19 protein-coding genes are annotated in these 16,384 nt (G+C 70.2%); 13 read left to right on the top strand and 6 right to left on the bottom strand.

What is annotated here, in order from left to right:
- Nucleotides 1-4: 4 nt before the first annotated feature.
- The gene (locus LWF15_RS30885) at nt 5-1,285 is read left to right on the top strand and encodes an alpha-amylase family glycosyl hydrolase (RefSeq protein ID WP_232814508.1); all 1,281 of its coding nucleotides are present in this window, start codon (nt 5-7) and stop codon (nt 1,283-1,285) included.
- Here the strand turns inward: LWF15_RS30885 and LWF15_RS30880 are convergent.
- On the bottom strand, nt 1,282-2,655 hold the full coding sequence (locus LWF15_RS30880) for a serine hydrolase domain-containing protein (RefSeq protein WP_232814507.1): 1,374 nt from the start codon (nt 2,653-2,655) through the stop codon (nt 1,282-1,284). The genes LWF15_RS30885 and LWF15_RS30880 overlap by 4 nt on opposite strands.
- Nucleotides 2,656-2,770: 115 nt before the next feature.
- Here LWF15_RS30880 and LWF15_RS30875 point away from each other — a divergent pair, with 115 nt between their 5' ends.
- The 7 genes from LWF15_RS30875 (at nt 2,771) to LWF15_RS30845 (ending at nt 9,044) form a co-directional block, all read left to right on the top strand.
- Nucleotides 2,771-4,447: an L-lactate permease gene (locus tag LWF15_RS30875; RefSeq protein WP_232814506.1), complete on the top strand. Its 1,677-nt coding sequence runs from the start codon at nt 2,771-2,773 to the stop codon at nt 4,445-4,447.
- A 39-nt stretch (nt 4,448-4,486) separates the two neighbouring features.
- The gene (locus LWF15_RS30870) at nt 4,487-5,233 is read left to right on the top strand and encodes an SDR family NAD(P)-dependent oxidoreductase (RefSeq protein WP_232814505.1); all 747 of its coding nucleotides are present in this window, start codon (nt 4,487-4,489) and stop codon (nt 5,231-5,233) included.
- Nucleotides 5,234-5,238: 5 nt separating this feature from the next.
- Nucleotides 5,239-6,084 carry an aldo/keto reductase gene (locus LWF15_RS30865; protein ID WP_232814504.1) on the top strand — a complete coding sequence of 282 codons (846 nt, stop codon included), beginning with the start codon at nt 5,239-5,241 and terminating at the stop codon, nt 6,082-6,084.
- 96 nt (nt 6,085-6,180) lie between these two features.
- Nucleotides 6,181-6,870: a class I SAM-dependent methyltransferase gene (locus tag LWF15_RS30860; RefSeq protein ID WP_269811139.1), complete on the top strand. Its 690-nt coding sequence runs from the start codon at nt 6,181-6,183 to the stop codon at nt 6,868-6,870.
- 42 nt (nt 6,871-6,912) lie between these two features.
- Nucleotides 6,913-7,416 carry a tryptophan-rich sensory protein gene (locus tag LWF15_RS30855; RefSeq protein ID WP_232814502.1) on the top strand — a complete coding sequence of 168 codons (504 nt, stop codon included), beginning with the start codon at nt 6,913-6,915 and terminating at the stop codon, nt 7,414-7,416.
- Between the two features lie 86 nt (nt 7,417-7,502).
- Entirely contained in the window at nt 7,503-7,856 is a 354-nt protein-coding gene (locus tag LWF15_RS30850) for a hypothetical protein (protein WP_232814501.1), read from the top strand.
- A 54-nt stretch (nt 7,857-7,910) separates the two neighbouring features.
- Nucleotides 7,911-9,044, top strand: coding sequence for a glycerate kinase (locus tag LWF15_RS30845; RefSeq protein WP_232814500.1), 1,134 nt, complete (start codon nt 7,911-7,913; stop codon nt 9,042-9,044).
- Here LWF15_RS30845 and LWF15_RS30840 read toward each other — a convergent pair.
- Entirely contained in the window at nt 9,032-10,492 is a 1,461-nt protein-coding gene (locus LWF15_RS30840; RefSeq protein ID WP_232814499.1) for a benzaldehyde dehydrogenase, read from the bottom strand. The two genes, LWF15_RS30845 and LWF15_RS30840, sit on opposite strands and share 13 nt — an antisense overlap.
- 168 nt (nt 10,493-10,660) lie before the next feature.
- On the opposite strand from LWF15_RS30840, the gene LWF15_RS30835 reads away from it, so the two are divergent.
- Nucleotides 10,661-11,203: a GrpB family protein gene (locus LWF15_RS30835; RefSeq protein ID WP_232814498.1), complete on the top strand. Its 543-nt coding sequence runs from the start codon at nt 10,661-10,663 to the stop codon at nt 11,201-11,203.
- Here LWF15_RS30835 and LWF15_RS30830 read toward each other — a convergent pair.
- The 4 genes from LWF15_RS30830 to rpmB form a co-directional block, all read right to left on the bottom strand.
- Nucleotides 11,171-11,875, bottom strand: coding sequence for an alpha-ketoglutarate-dependent dioxygenase AlkB family protein (locus tag LWF15_RS30830; protein WP_232814564.1), 705 nt, complete (start codon nt 11,873-11,875; stop codon nt 11,171-11,173). The two genes, LWF15_RS30835 and LWF15_RS30830, sit on opposite strands and share 33 nt — an antisense overlap.
- 2 nt (nt 11,876-11,877) lie before the next feature.
- The gene (locus LWF15_RS30825) at nt 11,878-12,129 is read right to left on the bottom strand and encodes an Ada metal-binding domain-containing protein (protein ID WP_232814497.1); all 252 of its coding nucleotides are present in this window, start codon (nt 12,127-12,129) and stop codon (nt 11,878-11,880) included.
- Nucleotides 12,130-12,290: 161 nt separating this feature from the next.
- Nucleotides 12,291-12,596 (bottom strand): 30S ribosomal protein S14, encoded by a 306-nt coding sequence (gene rpsN / locus LWF15_RS30820; RefSeq protein WP_232814496.1) that lies wholly within the window; start codon nt 12,594-12,596, stop codon nt 12,291-12,293.
- Entirely contained in the window at nt 12,596-12,832 is a 237-nt protein-coding gene (rpmB, locus tag LWF15_RS30815) for a 50S ribosomal protein L28 (RefSeq protein ID WP_232814495.1), read from the bottom strand. The genes rpsN and rpmB overlap by 1 nt, the downstream gene beginning before the upstream one ends.
- A gap of 82 nt (nt 12,833-12,914) precedes the next feature.
- On the opposite strand from rpmB, the gene LWF15_RS30810 reads away from it, so the two are divergent.
- The 4 genes from LWF15_RS30810 to LWF15_RS30795 all read left to right on the top strand — a co-directional run bounded on the left by LWF15_RS30810 (nt 12,915) and on the right by LWF15_RS30795 (nt 16,285).
- Nucleotides 12,915-14,021: a GTP-binding protein gene (locus LWF15_RS30810; RefSeq protein ID WP_232814494.1), complete on the top strand. Its 1,107-nt coding sequence runs from the start codon at nt 12,915-12,917 to the stop codon at nt 14,019-14,021.
- Between the two features lie 38 nt (nt 14,022-14,059).
- Nucleotides 14,060-14,182 carry a type B 50S ribosomal protein L36 gene (ykgO, locus tag LWF15_RS30805; RefSeq protein ID WP_232814493.1) on the top strand — a complete coding sequence of 41 codons (123 nt, stop codon included), beginning with the start codon at nt 14,060-14,062 and terminating at the stop codon, nt 14,180-14,182.
- Between the two features lies 1 nt (nt 14,183).
- Nucleotides 14,184-14,426 carry a type B 50S ribosomal protein L31 gene (locus LWF15_RS30800; RefSeq protein WP_232814492.1) on the top strand — a complete coding sequence of 81 codons (243 nt, stop codon included), beginning with the start codon at nt 14,184-14,186 and terminating at the stop codon, nt 14,424-14,426.
- A gap of 149 nt (nt 14,427-14,575) precedes the next feature.
- Complete coding sequence (locus tag LWF15_RS30795; protein WP_232814491.1) at nt 14,576-16,285, top strand: HNH endonuclease signature motif containing protein; 1,710 nt, start codon at nt 14,576-14,578, stop codon at nt 16,283-16,285.
- Nucleotides 16,286-16,384 lie beyond the last annotated feature (99 nt).

Genomic DNA, 16,384 nt, shown 5'->3' with positions numbered 1-16,384 from the left:
TCAGGTGACAGCCTGGTCGGACCACGTCATCTGGTGGCAGCTCCACCCCCTCACCTTCACCGGCGCCCCGTCGACCGCCACTGGCGAGCCGGGGCCCGGGCTGGCCCGGATCACCCCCTGGCTCGACTACCTGATCGACCTGGGCGCCAACGGCCTGCTGCTCGGGCCGGTCTTCGCCAGCCAGACGCACGGCTACGACACGGTCGACCACTTCCGGATCGACCCGCGGCTCGGGCAGCTGCAGGACTGGGAGAGGCTGGTCGGGGACTGCCGCGAGCGGGGCGTGATGCTGCTGCTGGACGGGGTCTTCAACCATGTCGGCCGCGACTTCCCGCAGTTCCGCGACGTTCTCGAGCACCGCGGCGACTCGCAGTACCGCGACTGGTTCCACCTCGACCTGACCGCCACCGACGCCCCGGACGGTTTCGCCTACCGCGACTTCGAGGGCCACTCCCACCTGGTGGCGCTCAACCACGAGAACCCGGACGTGCAGCGGTACGTGGCCGACGTGATGCGGTTCTGGCTCGACCGGGGCGCCAACGGCTGGCGTCTGGACGCGGCCTACGCGGTGCCCACCTCGTTCTGGCGGGCCGTGATCGGCGAGGTCCGCACCTCGCACCCGCAGGCCTGGTTCCTCGGAGAGGTGATCCACGGCGACTACGCGCAGATCGCCGCCGACGCCGAGCTCGACTCGGTCACCCAGTACGAGCTCTGGAAGGCGTTGTGGAGCAGCCTGAACGACGCCAACCTCTGGGAACTGGCCTGGGCCCTGGAGCGTCACGGCGAGTTCGCGGCCCGCTTCACGCCCCAGATCTTCGCCGGCAATCACGACGTCACCCGCATCGCCAGCCGTCTGGAAGACCCGCGTCATCTGGGCCACGTCCTGGCCGTGCTGTTCACCGTGGCCGGGGTGCCCAGCATCTACGCCGGTGATGAGCAGGCCTTCCGCGGTGTGAAGTACGAGCGGGCCGACGGGGACGCGGAGATCCGGCCCGAGTTCCCTGCCACCCCGGCCGAGCTGTCCGAGCTCGGCCGCCCGGTGTACCGGCTGCACCAGGAGCTGATCGGCCTGCGCCGGCGGCACGCCTGGCTGGTCCGCGCCGGGTTCCGCCAGCTGCACCTGGCCAACGAGACGCTGGCCTACGAGGCGGTGAACCCGGACGGCGGTCCCGGACTCGTCGTCCTGCTGAACCTTTCGGACCAGCCCTACACCTTCGACCTCGACCGGCCGGTCCGGCGGCGGGTCGAGGTCGAGGCGCACGGCTGGCGCGTGCTCGAGGACTAGAGGCCGTTGCGCCAGCCGCCCGGATCGACCCCGCCCGGGATCGGCCCGCCCGCCTCGTAGGGTTCACGGGTGAACACGAAGGTGCCGATGTCGAGGGCGGTCACCCGGCCTTCGGCGTCGCGCACCGGGCGCAGCCGCTCCCCCTCGTGATACCCGTCCTGCCCCACCCAGTACCCGTCGTCGTCGCGCCGGAACAGCCCGGAGCGCCCGCTGCGCCCCAGCACGACGAGTTCGAGACCGGCGCTGCTGAGCCGCACCGCCATCGCGCTCGAACCCCAGTACCAGGGCCCCACCAGCGACAGGGCCTCCTCGTCGACCTGTGACAGCGGCGCCCAGACCGGCCCGGCCCAGGGCTCGTGCTCGCGCATCACGTCGAGCAGCGTCATCGCCAGCGTGCCGGTGCTGTCACCGGTCGTGGCGTTGCCGAGGACCACGACCCCGGTCTGCTGGGCCGGCTCGACGAACAGGGCAGCCACGAAGCCGGGCATCGAGCCGCCGTGCCCGACCACGGCCCCGTCCGGCCGCCCGAAGTTGAACAGGCCCAACCCGAATCCCCGGCGGCCGCCACCGACGTCCACCCCGGTCGGCCGGATCATCTCGGAGAGGGTCCGGGCGTCCACCACACCGGACGCCTGGTCGCCCAGCAGCAGCCCGGCCCAGCGTCCCAGATCCTCCACCGTGGACCACAACTGACCGGCGGGGGCGCCCACGCCGGTGTCGTGGGCGGGTTCCGGCAGAACCAGGTCGGCCCACGGGTGAACGGCCCATCCCGCAGCCGCGCCCGGGCCGGGGTGGTAGGTCGTGCGGCTCATCCCGAGCGGGTCCAGGACCTCCTCGCGCAGGACGTCCCACCAGGGGCGTCCCCGCAGCCGGGCCACCAGTTCCCCCAGCACGGCGTAACCCAGGTTCGAGTAGTGGAACTGGCGCCCGGCCGAGAACAGCACGTCCTCACGGCGCAGCCGGTCCACGAACTCCGCCCACGCGACCCCGGCCACCCGCTCCCACCACTCGCCCGGCAGCTCGGCCCGCAGCCCGGCCTCGTGGGCGAGCAACTGCCCGATCGTCCGCTCCCCGAAGGGCACCTCGGGCAGATGGTCACCGATCGGGTCGTCCAGCGTGAGCAGCTTCTCGTCGCGCAGCCGGAGTACCGCCACCGCCGTCATGGTCTTGGTGATCGACCCGATCCGGTACTGCGTGCCGGAACCGGGCACCGCCCCGTCCACCGTTCCCCGGCCGCCGCTCCAGAGAAGCCGACCGCCCCGGGTGACCCCGGCCACCAGGCTCGGGTACCGGCCCTCGCGCTGCAGGCGGGCCAGTTCGGCGGTCAGCCGGCGGGCGGTGGCCGACCCGATCGTCTCGTCCCCAGTCATCCCAGGATTAAAGCCCACACCAGCACCTACAGATGTCAGCCTCGGGCGATCCGGCGCACCATGGTGGCTGAACCCTCCAGACCGTCACACCGCCGTGCGTCTTCGGGAGGCCCTGGTGTATCAGCAGGAAACGGCTCCGCTGGGCGACAGTCTCGCCTGGTCGGCCCTGTTCGCCGCGATCCCTCTGCTCGTGCTGTTCGTCCTGCTCGGGGTGTTCCGGGTCAGAGCCTGGCTGGCCGCGGTCACCGGTCTGGTGCTCGCGCTGCTGGTCGCGCTCGTGGTCTGGTCGATGCCCGCCGACCAGGCCTTCCTGGCGGCCACCGAGGGGGCGGCGTTCGGCCTCTTCCCGGTGATGTGGATCGTGATCAACGCCATCTGGGTGTACGAGCTGACCCGCCGCTCGGGGCATTTCGACGTGCTGCAGCGCACGTTCACCAACATCAGCCCGGACATCCGGATCCAGGGTGTGATCATCGCCTTCTGTTTCGGCGCGCTGCTGGAGGCCCTGGCCGGTTTCGGGGCGCCGGTGGCGATCTGCTCGGTGATGCTGGTGGCGATCGGCCTGACCCCGATCAAGGCGGCCACCACGGCACTGGTGGCGAACACCGCGCCGGTGGCCTGGGGTGCGGTGGCGACCCCGGTGATCACTCTGGCCCAGGTCTCCGGGCTGCCGCTGCGCGACGTCAGCGCGATGACCGGGCGGCAGGTGCCGTTGCTCGCCCTGCTCGTGCCGTTCCTGCTGCTCTACCTGCTCGACGGCCGTAAGGGCCTGCGCGAGGTCTGGCCGCTGGCGGGCGTTGTCGCGCTCACGTTCTCCGGGGCCCAGTTCGCCGTGTCCAACTACGGCCCGGTCGAGCTCACCGACATCGTCGCGGCGCTGGCCGCCGCCGCGGCCGCCCTGGCGTTCCTGCGCACCTGGTCGCCCGCCACGATCCAGACCACGATGGACGACGATCGGGGCACCGAGAGCCGCACCGTCGCCTCCGGTGAGGCGACAGATCGAACAGAGGACGAGCGTCCGTCCACTTTGGCGGTCCAAGACCCTCACGACGACCGCCGTGACCGCTACCTGGCCTTCGCCCCCTACGCGATCGTGATCGCGTTGTTCAGCATCGTCGCGATTCCCGCGGTCAAGGAACAGCTTTCGAAGACCACGGTCACATTCGGCTGGCCCGGTCTGGACATCGTCCGGCCGGACGGTTCCGAACTGGCCCTGACCACCTTCAAGTTCGACTGGCTGGTCTCCGGCGGAACCGTGCTGCTGCTCACCGGGGTGCTCACCGGGCTGGTGCTCAGGCTCGGGATCGGTGACTGGGTGGCCTGTTACGGCAAGGTCCTGGTTCAGCTGCGCACGGCGATCCTGACCGTGGTGGCCGTGCTGGGCATCGCCTACGTGATGAACACCTCCGGCATGACGGTCACGCTGGCGGCCTGGCTGGCCGGGGCCGGAAGCCTTTTCGCGCTGCTGTCGCCGCTGCTGGGCTGGTTCGGCACCGCGGTCACCGGCTCCGACACCTCGTCCAACTCGCTGTTCGGGGCCCTGCAGGTGAGCGCGGCGGCCGAGACCGGTCTGGATCCGGTGCTGCTGGCCGCCTCGAACGGCTCGGGCGGGGTCCTCGGCAAGATGGTCAGCCCACAGAACCTGGCGATCGGGGCGGCCGCGGTGGGCCTGGCCGGACGGGAGGGCGAGCTGTTCCGCTCGGTTCTGCGGGCCACGCTGATCCTTCTGCCGGTAATGTGCCTGATCGTGGTGCTTCAGGCCTCACCGGTGCTCAGCTGGATGGTGCCCTGAGGTCCGCAGGCCGGCCAGGAGACTCAGGATGGAGCAGGCATGAGTGAGTACCAGGGGATCCGGGCGATCGTCACCGGTGGCGCCTCCGGCATCGGCCGGGCCACCGCGCTGGAACTGCAGTCCCGCGGTGCGAAGGTGGCCGCGCTCGACCTGAACCAGGGCGCCGACGAGGGCATCGCCCAGATCGTCTGCGACGTCTCCGACCAGGCCTCCGCCGAGGACGCGGTGACGAAGGCCGCGGTGCTGCTGGGTGGCATCGACGTGGTGGTGAACAACGCCGGGATCGGCGCGCGCGGCACCATCGAGGACACCCCCGACGAGACCTTCCTGGCCCTGCTGAACGTGAACGTCCTGGGCGCGGTCCGGATCACCCGCGCCGCCCTGCCCTGGCTGCGGCAGTCGAAGTCGCCCGTGGTGGTGAACACCTGCTCGATCGCCGCCTGGACCGGGCTGGAACAGCGGGCCGCCTACAGCACGTCCAAGGGCGCCCTGCAGGCCCTGACCCTGGCGATGGCCACCGACCACGTGCGCGAGGGCATCCGGGTGAACTGCGTGCAGCCCGGCACCGCCGACACTCCCTGGGTGCAGCGCCTTCTCGACTCGGCCGAGAACCCGGACGCCGAGCGAGCGGCGCTGGACGCCCGGCAGCCGATGGGCCGGCTGATCTCGGCCGACGAGGTGGCCCACGCCATCTGCTACCTGGCCAGCCCCCGAGCCGGTTCCACCACCGGTACGCTCCTGGCCGTCGACGGTGGATCGCACGCTCTACGGCCGATTCCCCGGTAGTCGCAGTGCTTTCCCTCCGAGCGAAGCTGGGCCCGATCGGCTTCGCTTACACCTGCGCCGCCCCGGACACCGAGCAGACCGTGGAAACCGCCTGGAACCTGGGAGTCCGCTCCTTCGACACCGCGCCGCACCACGAGCTCGGGCTGGCCGAGAAGCGGCTGGGGGCAGTACTGGCGCAGTATCCCCGTGACGAGTACGTGCTTTCGTGCGAGGTCGGGCGGCGGCTCGTGCCTGCCACCCGGACCTTCTCCCTGGAGCACGGCCGCGAACCCGGCCAGAACCTTCGCCTGGTCAGGGACTTCAGCCAGGACGGGGTGCTGCGCGCGATCGAGGAGAGTCTGCACCGGCTCGGCACCGACCGGCTGGACATCGTGTATCTGCCCGATCCGGACGAGGACTGGGAACGGGCGCTGAAGCAGGCCGCGCCCACGCTGGCCGAACTGCGCGACCAGGGCACGATCGGGGCCTTCGGGGTGGGGACGAGCCGGCCGGCCGTGCTCAGCTGGTTCGTCCAGGAGAGCTCCGCCGACATCGTCCGGGCCGACTCGTCGGCCGTCTCCCGACTCCTCCCCATCGTTCGCCGAGGCGACCTGACCATGGTGGCCACAGGCGTCCTCAAATCTGATTTCCCCGCCACATCTGATTTGCCCGCCGCGGTGTGCCAGGCGCACGGCGTCACCCCGCTCGAGGCCGCGATCGCCCGACCCTTGCGATTTCCCGAGGTGGCCGGCGTGCTGCTCGAGATGCGCAGTGCCCGGGAGGTGACCGAGAACGTCCGGGCGGCCTCGGCCCGGGTGCCCGAGGCGTTGTGGAAAGCCCTGGCCGAGGAGGGAACGGCCGACAAGGGGTAGGTTTCCGCGAACGACGAAACACGCGGAAAGGCGGGCACAGTGGATCGGGTGGCTCCGGGCGGACGCAGTCTGCGGTCGATCGACGACGTTCTGCGCATGCTGGACGAGGCGTTCCCCACTTCGAACGGCCGCTGGACGGGCAATACCGACGGCGCCTGGTGGGACGGCTTCTACAGCGATCGCGAGCGTCCGGTGCCCTTCTTCGCCGAGAAGCCCGACGAGAACCTGGCCGACTACCTGGGCCGCGGTCTGGTCCGGCCGGGCCGGGCCCTGGACCTCGGCTGCGGGCCCGGCCGGAACGCGTTGTTCCTGGCCACGAACGGTTTCTCGGTAGACGCGATCGACCTCTCGGCGGAGGCGATCGCCTGGGCGCGGGAGCGGGCGTCCACCCGCGACCTGGACGTCACCTTCCACCAGGGGGACGCCTTCCAGGACGGGGGTGCCGTCCTCACCGGCCCGTACGACCTGATCTACGACTCGGGCTGCCTGCCGCACCTCCCGCCGCACCGCCGGATCGGCTACCTCGACCTGATCGACCGGCTGCTTGCTCCGGGTGGGCATTTCGGGGTCGCCTGCTTCGCCTCCGGGTTGATGGGGTCGGAGTCGCCGGACATGGAGCTGTACCGGGAGGGATCGCTGGGCGGCGGGCTCGGGTTCACGCCCGACGACCTGCGCTGGCTGTTCCAGGACCTGAAGGAGGTCGAGATCCGGCCGATGCGCCCACAGGGCGAGAACAGCCCCTACTTCGGGCCGGAGTTCCTCCTCGCCGGGCTCTTCACCAGGTAGTACGCAGGTGCGGGATGCCGGTCGGGCGCCGAGACTGGGGCGATGAACGTTCTTCGCAGCATGGGTAAGCCGCTGGCCCTGACCGTCGGCCTGATGGCGGCCGGCGCCGCGGCCGGACGCCCGGAAGACCCGGAGTACTACCGCTCGCTGCGCCAGGCTCCCTACGCGCCACCGGCGGCCGCCTTCGGGCCGGCCTGGGCCATTGCCAAACTGGGCTGGTCGGTGGCCACGATCCGGGCTGCCCGCTCGGTCGAGGGGCCTGACCGTAAGCGTCTGCTCGCGCTCGCCGCAGTAGACGCTGCTGTGTACGTCAGCTTCTCCTACGCCTACTTCCGGCGGCGCAGCCCCGTGCTGGCCGCCGCGTGGACCGCCACCGACGCTGTGGTCACCGCAGCCTCCCTGCCCCTGCTGGCCCGGCACGACAAGGCCGCGGCGGCCGCACTGCTGCCCCAGGCCGCGTGGCTGAGTCTGGCCACACCGGTCTCGGTGTACCAGGCCCAGGCCAATCCGGACCCGATCTTCGGCGACCGGCTGGTCACTCGCTGATCCGAGGTCAAGCTTCGCGGAGGAAGCAGTTAAGACCGGCCCAAGCCGCTTCACCCGGGGCCCGGCCAGTACCCATACTCGGCGACGTGCGTCCTCCTCGAGCCCTTGCCCTGGCCACCTTCGCCACCGCCGTCCTGCTCACGGCCTGCAGCGGAGGTGACGCCGAGAAGACCCCCGACGCGGGTGGTGACGGCGGCACCAAGAGCACGGGCCAGGTCTCCGAGGCCTCGAAGGGTGAGGCCTGCGAGCAGTACCGCGACCTGTCGGCCCAGGTCGAGGCGGCCAGCAACGAGGCCGCGAGCGTGACCGTCAGCAACGAGGAGGACGGCCAGAAGGTCACCGAGCTGATGACCAAGGTCAGCGAGCTGACCGAGAAGGCCGACGCCGCGTACGCGCTGTGCTACGCCGAGGGGGCCGAGCCGCAGGCCACATCCTCCTGACCCCTGGTCCGGCTCGGGTGATGTCACAATACGGGCGTGCCGAAGGAGGCCCTTGTGACGACGCCCCACCGTGTCCTGGTCGCTGCGGACAAGTTCAAGGGGTCCCTCGACGGGGCCACCGCGAACGCCGCCATCGCCCGAGGTCTGAGCTCGGCCCTACCTGAGGCCGAGATCCGGGTGCGCGGGGTGGCCGACGGGGGCGACGGAACTCTGGCGGTGCTGCTGGACAACGGGTTCCAGGCGGAGCCGGTCGATGTTGCCGGGCCCACCCTTCTCCCCCGCCGCTCGATGATCGGGCGCCGGGGTGACGAGGCGTTCGTCGAACTCGCCGAGATCTGCGGCATCGTGCAACTGCCCGGTGGCCAACTCGACGGCCTGGGATCCAGTACCTGGGGGCTGGGACTGGCCGTACGGGCGGCACTGGATCTGGGGGTACGCACGATCCACATCGCCATCGGCGGAAGTGCCTCCACCGACGGCGGGCTTGGGCTGTTGTCGGCGCTCGGTGCGGTGGCCACCGATGCCGACGGGGAACTGGTGACGAATGACGCGGCCGGGTTGCTGAAGGTCGCCGAACTGGATCTGTCGGGTCTGGACCAGCGACTCAGGGCAGTCGAGATCGTCGCCGTGACGGACGTCCGTAATCCCCTCACCGGACCTGACGGCGCAGCCCACGTCTACGGACCGCAGAAGGGCCTGACGCCGGAACAGGTTCTCGCCGTAGACGCAGCGATGGCCCGTTGGGCGCAGCTCTTGGGTGGAGAGCCGAACATCCCGGGAACGGGGGCGGCCGGCGGAGTGGGGGCAGGCATCCTGCACGGCCTGGGAGGAAAGCTGACTCCCGGAGCACCGTTCGTGCTCGACGCCGTGGGCTTCGACGAAGCTCTGGCCGGCGCCGATCTCGTGGTGACCGGAGAGGGATCCTGGGACGAGCAGAGCGCTCACGGCAAAGCCCCGGCCGAAGTGCTGCGGCGGGCGCATGCCAACCGCGTCCCCGCCGCCATCATCGCCGGGCGGGTCACCACCCGGGATGGGCTGGCGGAGCTGGGGGTGGGCTCGGTGACGGCGTTGGTCGACCTGGCCGGAAGCGCCGAGACCGCGATGCGCGAGGCGGAGCGTCTACTGGAACGAGCGGGAGCCGAGCTCGGACAGGAACTCGGCTTCCCCAGCGCTTTTCAGAACGGGTAGACCGGAAGGTCGCCGCGCAAGGTGACCCACTGGGTCTCGGTGAAGGCCTCGATGTTCGCGGCCGCACCACCGTGCCGCGCACCGGTGCCCGACGCCCCGACCCCACCGAACGGCGCCACCGCCTCGTCGTTCACCGTCTGGTCGTTGATGTGCACCAGGCCGGTCGGGACCCGCTCGGCCAGCTCAAGCCCGGCATACACGTCCTTGGTCAGGATGCCCAGCGACAGACCGTATTCCGAGCCGACCGCGAGCGCGGCCACCTCGTCCACCGAGGAGAAGGAGGTGACCGGGGCGACCGGCCCGAAGATCTCCTGCTGGTAGGCCGGGGCCTGCTGCGGCACCCGGGCGAGCACGGTGGGCCGGTAGAACAGGTCTTCGTAGGAACCCCCGGTGAGCAGCTGCGCCCCGGCGGTGACGCTGGTGGTGACCAGCTCGTGCACCCGGTCGCGCTGACCGGCGTCGATCAGCGGCCCCAGCGCCACCTGCTCGCGGAACGGGTCGCCCACCGGCAGCTTCTCCACCCGGGCGGCCAGCGACTCGGCGTAGGCGTCGGCGATCGACTCGTGCACGAGGTGCCGGCTGGTGGCCATGCAGATCTGGCCGGAGTGCAGGAACGTGCCCCAGGCCCCGACCGCGGCGGCCTTCTCCACGTCCACGTCGGGCATCACGATCAGGGCCGAGTTGCCGCCCAGCTCCAGGTGCACCCGCTTGAGGTGCTGCCCGGCGATCGCCCCGACGGCCCGCCCGGCCCTGGTCGAACCGGTGAACGCGATGACCCGGACCTCGGGGGCGACGATCAGCGCCTCACCGACGTCGGCACCTCCCGGCAGCACCTGGAACACCCCGGCAGGCAGACCGGCTTCTTCGAAGACCCGGGCGAACACGGCGCCGCCGCAGATGGCGGTGCGCGGGTCGGGCTTGAGGATCACTGAGTTGCCCAGGGCCAGGGCGGGGGCGATGGCCCGGATAGCGAGGATGGTGGGGACGTTGAACGGGGCGATGACCCCGACCACGCCGGCCGGCAGGCGCCGGGCGAAGCTCAGGCGGGGAGCACCCGTCCGGAGCAGTTCGCCGTACGGGTGGCTGGGCAGGGCCGAGGCCTCATAGCACTCCTGGGAGCTGGTGTGGACCTGGAAGTCGCCGAACGGCGGGATGGCCCCGGACTCGCGGGAGAGCCAGCCCTTGATCTCGTCGGCCGAGGCGGCGAGCAGGTCTCCGGCTCGGCGTAGTACGGCCGCGCGCTCTTCGAAGGGCCGGCGCGCCCAGTCCTTCTGGGCGGCGGCGGCAGTCGAGGCCGCGTCGGTCACGTCGTCGGGGGTGGCGCGGCCGACCGAGGCGATGGTCTGCCCAGTGGCTGGTTCCACCGCGTCGTAGACGCCCCCGGAGCCGGTGGTCCAGGCTCCGGTCCAGATCTTGCCGTGCCAGGCGGTGCCCTCCAGCAGTGCCATCGATCAGCCTTCCCGTTCGCCTTCGTACAGGTCTCGTGGCCCCCAGCCGCCAGCATAGGACGGGAACTGGACCGGGGCGTTGGCGGCCGCGGACGCACGCCCGGCGTATCCGGGCGTACCCGGCATAGGTGTAGCCCTGCATCGTTGTCGGGGCATACTGTTCATGTGATGTTCGAGCTCATCGGCGGCCCAGAGAAGCGCGACATCGTCCTGACGGGGTACAGCGAGTCCTGGCCGGCGATGTTCTCCCAGGAGCGCGAGCGGATCGTCGGCGCTCTGGGCGAAAAGGCCTTCCGGGTGGATCATGTCGGCTCGACCTCGGTGCCCGGGCTGACCGCCAAGCCGATCATCGACATCGATCTCAGCGTGTTCGACGCCGAGGACGAGGCCGACTACGTGCCGGCGCTGGAGTCGGCCGGTTACCAGCTGGGGGTGCGGGAGACCGGGCATCGCATGATGCGCACTGCCGACCGCTCGGTGCACCTGCACATCTGCTCAGCCGGCAGCGAGTGGGAGCGCCGGCATCTGCTGTTCCGCGACTGGCTGCGGACCGACCAGGCCGACCGCCAGGCCTACGCAGCCCTGAAACTGCAGCTCGCGCAGCGGGACTGGCCGGACGCGGAGGCGTACGCCGACGCCAAGAGCGGCCTGATCGCCGAGATCACCGACCGGGCCGAGTCATGGGCGGCCGCCACGAGCTGGACCGTCTGACAACCCCGTCACTCGCATGGTGATGTTGATCCGCCCCTTCTCCAGGCCGCACCCCGGCGGCGCGGTGCCCGGATAGACCTTGGGGATCCCGTGATAGGCCAGCCGTGAAGCACCTCCGAACACGAACAGGTCTCCCGACGCCAGGTCGATGTCCTGGTAGGGACGCCCCCGGTTCTCGGTGTTGCCGAACCGGAACCGGCAGGTGTCCCCGATCGACAGCGAGACCACCGGAGCCCGGGAGACCTCGTCCCGATCCTGGTGCATGCCCATCCGGGCCTCGGCGTCGTAGTAGTTCACCAGGGCCGTGTCCGGGGTGTACTCAGCCTCCTCCCACCCGGCCTCCTTCCCCGCGACCGGCCCGACCTCGGCCAGAGCCTTGCGCCCGAGCCGGACCATCCAGTCGGGGAAGTCGAGCACCCGGTTGCCGTTCACATCAACGGCCTCGCGGGTGTACTGGTACGGCCGCCAGTGCCACCCGAGGCACACGGTCTTGACACTCATCTCGTGCCCGTTGACCACCGCGCCGCGCGGCGGCACCGGCCCCGCACCCCATTCCCGGAACCGCGCCACGATCCAGGCCTGCTGATCCGGAGTGAGCCACCCCGGCACCCAATAGGCACCCGGCGCCACCTCACGCCGGGGACGTTCCAGCAACTCGTCTCCGAACAGCATGCTCACGCCTGAGTCTCCCTCCAGGCCCGGTACTTCGCCGGCAGGCACGCACCACAGGGCCGGTAGCCGGCGGCCACCGCGACAGCCTCGGTCGCGAAGAACACCCGGTACTTCACGTATCCACCGCGGGCGACCGCCCGCACCGCAGACGGGCAGTCCAGCCGACCGTAGACCTTGAGCCGGCGATGCCCGCCCAGAAGCCCCGGCACGTCTGACCGGTACAACCGCCCGTCTGCCCCCAGCAGCGTATACACGACCGCCCCACCCTCCGCCCGAGCCGCCCCATCGAGGACCAGAGCCGGTATGACCCGAATTCCGGACCGGCTCGCTCGGAGTATCTGCCGATCCCGGATGCCCTCACATCAGGTAAACGCTCCGGGCACCCCCGGACGTGAGGTCGTCCAGAAAGAAATTCTCACCAGCTCGACTTGGTGACCCCGGGCAGCTCGCCCCGATGGGCCATCTCCCTGAACCGGACCCGAGACAGACCGAACTTCCCGAGGTGGCCCCGCGGACGTCCGTCCACAACATCCCGACTGCGCAGACGGGTCGGCGAGGCATTGCGGGGAAGGCGGTGCAGCGCCGCCATCGCGGATTCCCGCTCCGACTCGCTCACGTGGGGGTTGATGCTGAGTCGCTTCAGCTCCCGACGGCGCTCGGCGTACTGGGCGACCACCTCACGGCGCTGCGAGTCCCGGGCGATCTTGCTCTTCTTCGCCATCAGAGCCTCACCCCCCGCGCCAGGATCGCCCGGACGACCGGTTCGACCCCGCGCCGGTCGATCGTCTTGATCCCTCGCGCGCTGAGGGTGAGCGTCACGTGGCGGCCGAGGAACGGCACCCAGTAGCGCTTCGACTGGATGTTGGGGTCCCACCGGCGCTTGGTGCGCCGATGGGAGTGCGAGACGGAGTGACCGAAGCCGGGAACCGCTCCGGTCACCATGCACACCCGGGACAAGACTGCCTCCTGCGAGGTCGGGAATGAATCGCGATCAGGCTAGCTTATTGAAAACGATTCTCAATCCACCTAAGGTCTGCGCATGCCCGACGTTCCCGTCCTGACCGTCACCTCGATCGATCCCGTCCTGCGCGACAGCGCCGTCGCAGCTCTGCTGCTCGACCTCCCCGGGGCCGTTGCCGTGCGCCACGACATCACGCCCGACGGGTGGCTCCACCGCGTTGTGCACGACTGGTCCGGCGTGCGCGACCAGCACGTGCAGCCCCTGGAACACGGCTGCCTGTCGTGCGCCCTGCGCGCCGACCTGCTGCCGGTGCTGCGAGGGCTGGTCGACGACACCGAGAACCCGCACAGCAGGCCCGCGCAGATCATCGTCGGACTACCGGTCAGCAGCGAACCGCACCCCCTGGTCCACGCACTGCTGCCCTCCCCCGGCGCAGCCCTGGTGCCAGGGGCGCGGGTGGCTGCGGTCGTCGCGACCGCCTCCCCCGCAACCCTCTGCGAGGACCTGTTCGGCGACGAACTGCTGGCCGAGCGTGGCCTGGAACTCAACCCGGACGACCGTCGATCCGTGGGCGAGGCCTTCGCCGCGCAACTGGAATACGCCGACGCAGTCCTGTTCGACACGTCGCCCGACCAACGCGAACTGGACCTGCTCGACCGCCTGGCGGGCGATCGTCCATTGTTTGGTCTGATCTCCGAGGCCGACACCAAGAGCCTGCTCGCAGTGCCGCGCCCACCCGACGACCCCCGTGGTGATCTACTGCGGCTCCCGGCGAGCCAGAAGCCCGACACTGAGGACGTTTGGACGCTCGACCTCCACTCACACAAGCCGTTCCACCCTGAGCGCCTTCAGGCCGAGCTCGAAGCCATGGGGAACGGGCCGATTCGCGCACGGGGAACCTTCTGGTTGCCCGGTCGCCCCGAAGTGGTTGGGATCTGGGACGGCGCCGGCGGCCAGTTGAGCATCGGCGCCGCGGGCACGTGGCCGGGGACGGTTCGGTCGACCCGGCTGCGAGTGACCGGGATCGGCCCACAACGCGAGGCCTTCCGGCGGGCCTTCGACCGGGCCCTGATGACCAGCCACGAGATGGAACAGGGACTGGAGCGCTGGGACGGCCTCGACGACGGCTTCGATCCGTGGCTCGGCACGCCGGACGACGCCGACATCGACGACCTCAGCGCCTGAACCCCCACACCGAGACCGATCCCTAGGAGAGAAGAGCGATGAAGGTCCGCGCATCACTGAGATCCCTGAAGGAGAAGCCCGGCTCGATCGTCGTACGGCGACGGGGACGGGTCTTCGTGATCAACAAGAAGAACCCCCGATGGAAAGGACGGCAGGGCTGAGATGAAGTCAGGCATCCACCCCGAGTACCGGCCGGTCGTGTTCCGTGACCGCAGTGCCGGGACGGCGTTCCTCACCCGCTCGACCGTGACCACAGGGTCCACGATCGAGTGGGAGGACGGGAACGAGTACCCCGTCGTCGACGTGGAGATCTCCAGCGCCAGTCACCCCTTCTGGACCGGCCGGGCACGTTCCAACGACGTCGAAGGACGTATCGCCCGGTTCGAAAGGCGCTACCGCAAGTAGGTAATCACCGATCCGCAGTGGTCATGGGATCCGCTCTCGGCGGAATCCCATGACCACCGCTCGTGGTTCTCGGGCCTCTCGATATGCCCTACTATTCATACATACGTTCGAACGGACGTTTGTGGCCGACACCGGGGGGTGTGGGGGCTGTGGGGGACGAGACTCTTTCCAGCTGGCCTGAAGTCGAGCTGGTTCGCTTCGGCGACACCGATCTGCTGGCCAGCATCCTGGCGGTCGATCTCAAGACGGCTACCGAGAACGCCTGTCTGGGCGTGGCCGACGGAGTGGGGCAACTGATCCGCCGGATCAGCGCCCTGCAAGCCCAGTTCCTGGCCAGGGCAGCTGTTCTGGCCGGCGCAGCACAGGTTCAGCCGTCGGGACCAGGAGACGCGATCGACGGTATTGATTCGGCCGCGGCCGAAGTTGGTATGGCGCTGGCTCTCTCACGCGGTGAAGCGGTGAACCATGTCACCGATTCGGTACACGTCTACCAAGAACTGCCGGAGCTGTGGGCGATGGTGCGCGCGGGGCAGCTGGAATGGCGCACCGTGGTGGCCGTACACGGTCGTATGCGCGAGCATTTCGAGCCCGGTAGCGACCAGTGGCGACACGTGGCTCGTTTGATGGCAGAACAGTTGCCGGGCAAGACGCGACGGGCGGCCGTGGCGGCCGTGCAGCGTGAGATTGCGCGGGTGGATCCGCTGGCAGGCCAGAAGCGGGCCAGACAGGCTCGGAGCGAGCGCTGTGTACATGCTTTCCCGTTGGCAGACGGTATGGGCGGGCTGCAGATGAAGTTGCGCGCCGAGTCGGTGCGCATGATCGATGCGGTGCTGGATGCGCTGGCCGACGGATGCCGTGACGACGCACGTCGACGTGGAACGGCCGACCCGCGAACTCATCAGCAACGTCGCGCGGACGCCGCGGTGGCGGTCTTCCAGGCCATCCTCGCCGGCATGCCGTTGCCCTTCGTGCCGGTCCATCCGCCTGCTGATGACTCGTCTGCTTCTGACTCACCTGCGGCTGGCTCATTCGCGGACAGCAGCTCAGGACAGGCGGGCGAACGAGTGGCGAAGCTCCTGCCTGCGGATGCCTTCGGCAGTGCCCGGTCGGTCCTGGCCTGGTGGCTGCCACCTGCCCTTCCGACTCAGCAGGGCCGCCGGCCACACCTCATCGTCACACTGAGCCTCGACGCTCTGCGGGGTCTGAGCCAGGAACCCGGCGAACTTCAGGGGCACGGCGCCATCACCGCCGAACATGCTCGCGAGATCGCCCGTCAGGCAGGCAAGATCACGCTGGTTCCCGTTCCCGCAGCCGGTGAGGCCGCCCAGCTGCACGGTCCCGGCGACCAGGCCAACTGCCGTGAGTCCGCACGCCCGTACAAGCCCCGGCAGACGGTCGTCGACAGCGTTACGGGTCGCTTCCAGACCTGCGTGCACCCGGGCTGTCCGCGGGCCTCGTCGCAGTGCGACATCGACCATGCCGTCCCGTTCGCCAAGGGCGGCCGGTCGTGCCCCTGCAACCTGTTGCCGCTGTGCCGTTTTCACCACCGTCTCAAGACGCACGGAGGCTGGTCCCTGCGTCTCACCCGGCCCAGCGAACCCTTTCCGGCCGGAACCATCGAGTTCACCAGTCGCCTCGGGCAGCGTCGCTACGAGGATGCTCCGCCGCTGCCCGGTTCGGGCGCCCCATGGTCACCGGCGGGGGTGTCCACGGGCGTGGGGGATGAGCATGGCAAGCCAGCCGCGGCGGGTAACGCTGGCGAGGCGGGTACGACTGGGGCGGGGGGCGCGTGGGGGGGGGGGGGGCGGGGTGGGGGGGGGGCCCTCCCCCGGGGGGGGGTGGGGGGCGGGGGGGGTTAGGGGGCCCACCGTCGCCGGCCGGGGCCTGCTTTTGTCGTGGGGGAGACGGGCTCCCGCCTCTATCGCACGGGTGACGTGGTGCGGTGGAGCGAGGACGGG

It is taken from the genome of Kineosporia rhizophila (genome assembly GCF_021277265.1).
Taxonomy (GTDB): Bacteria; Actinomycetota; Actinomycetes; order Actinomycetales; family Kineosporiaceae; genus Kineosporia; species Kineosporia rhizophila.
The sequence above is the reverse complement of the archived record's forward strand: the minus strand, read 5'-3'. Positions and strand labels throughout refer to the sequence as shown.

Excerpts from the sequence above, each read along its gene's own strand:
- LWF15_RS30800 (WP_232814492.1), top strand. The coding sequence starts at position 14,184 with ATGAAGTCAGGCATCCACCCCGAGTACCGGCCGGTCGTGTTCCGTGAC.
- LWF15_RS30835 (WP_232814498.1), top strand. The coding sequence starts at position 10,661 with ATGTTCGAGCTCATCGGCGGCCCAGAGAAGCGCGACATCGTCCTGACG.
- LWF15_RS30830 (WP_232814564.1), bottom strand. The coding sequence starts at position 11,875 with ATGCTGTTCGGAGACGAGTTGCTGGAACGTCCCCGGCGTGAGGTGGCG.
- LWF15_RS30840 (WP_232814499.1), bottom strand. The coding sequence starts at position 10,492 with ATGGCACTGCTGGAGGGCACCGCCTGGCACGGCAAGATCTGGACCGGA.
- LWF15_RS30810 (WP_232814494.1), top strand. The coding sequence starts at position 12,915 with ATGCCCGACGTTCCCGTCCTGACCGTCACCTCGATCGATCCCGTCCTG.
- LWF15_RS30860 (WP_269811139.1), top strand. The coding sequence starts at position 6,181 with ATGCTGGACGAGGCGTTCCCCACTTCGAACGGCCGCTGGACGGGCAAT.
- rpsN (WP_232814496.1), bottom strand. The coding sequence starts at position 12,596 with ATGGCGAAGAAGAGCAAGATCGCCCGGGACTCGCAGCGCCGTGAGGTG.
- ykgO (WP_232814493.1), top strand. The coding sequence starts at position 14,060 with ATGAAGGTCCGCGCATCACTGAGATCCCTGAAGGAGAAGCCCGGCTCG.
- LWF15_RS30870 (WP_232814505.1), top strand. The coding sequence starts at position 4,487 with ATGAGTGAGTACCAGGGGATCCGGGCGATCGTCACCGGTGGCGCCTCC.
- LWF15_RS30880 (WP_232814507.1), bottom strand. The coding sequence starts at position 2,655 with ATGACTGGGGACGAGACGATCGGGTCGGCCACCGCCCGCCGGCTGACC.
- LWF15_RS30855 (WP_232814502.1), top strand. The coding sequence starts at position 6,913 with ATGAACGTTCTTCGCAGCATGGGTAAGCCGCTGGCCCTGACCGTCGGC.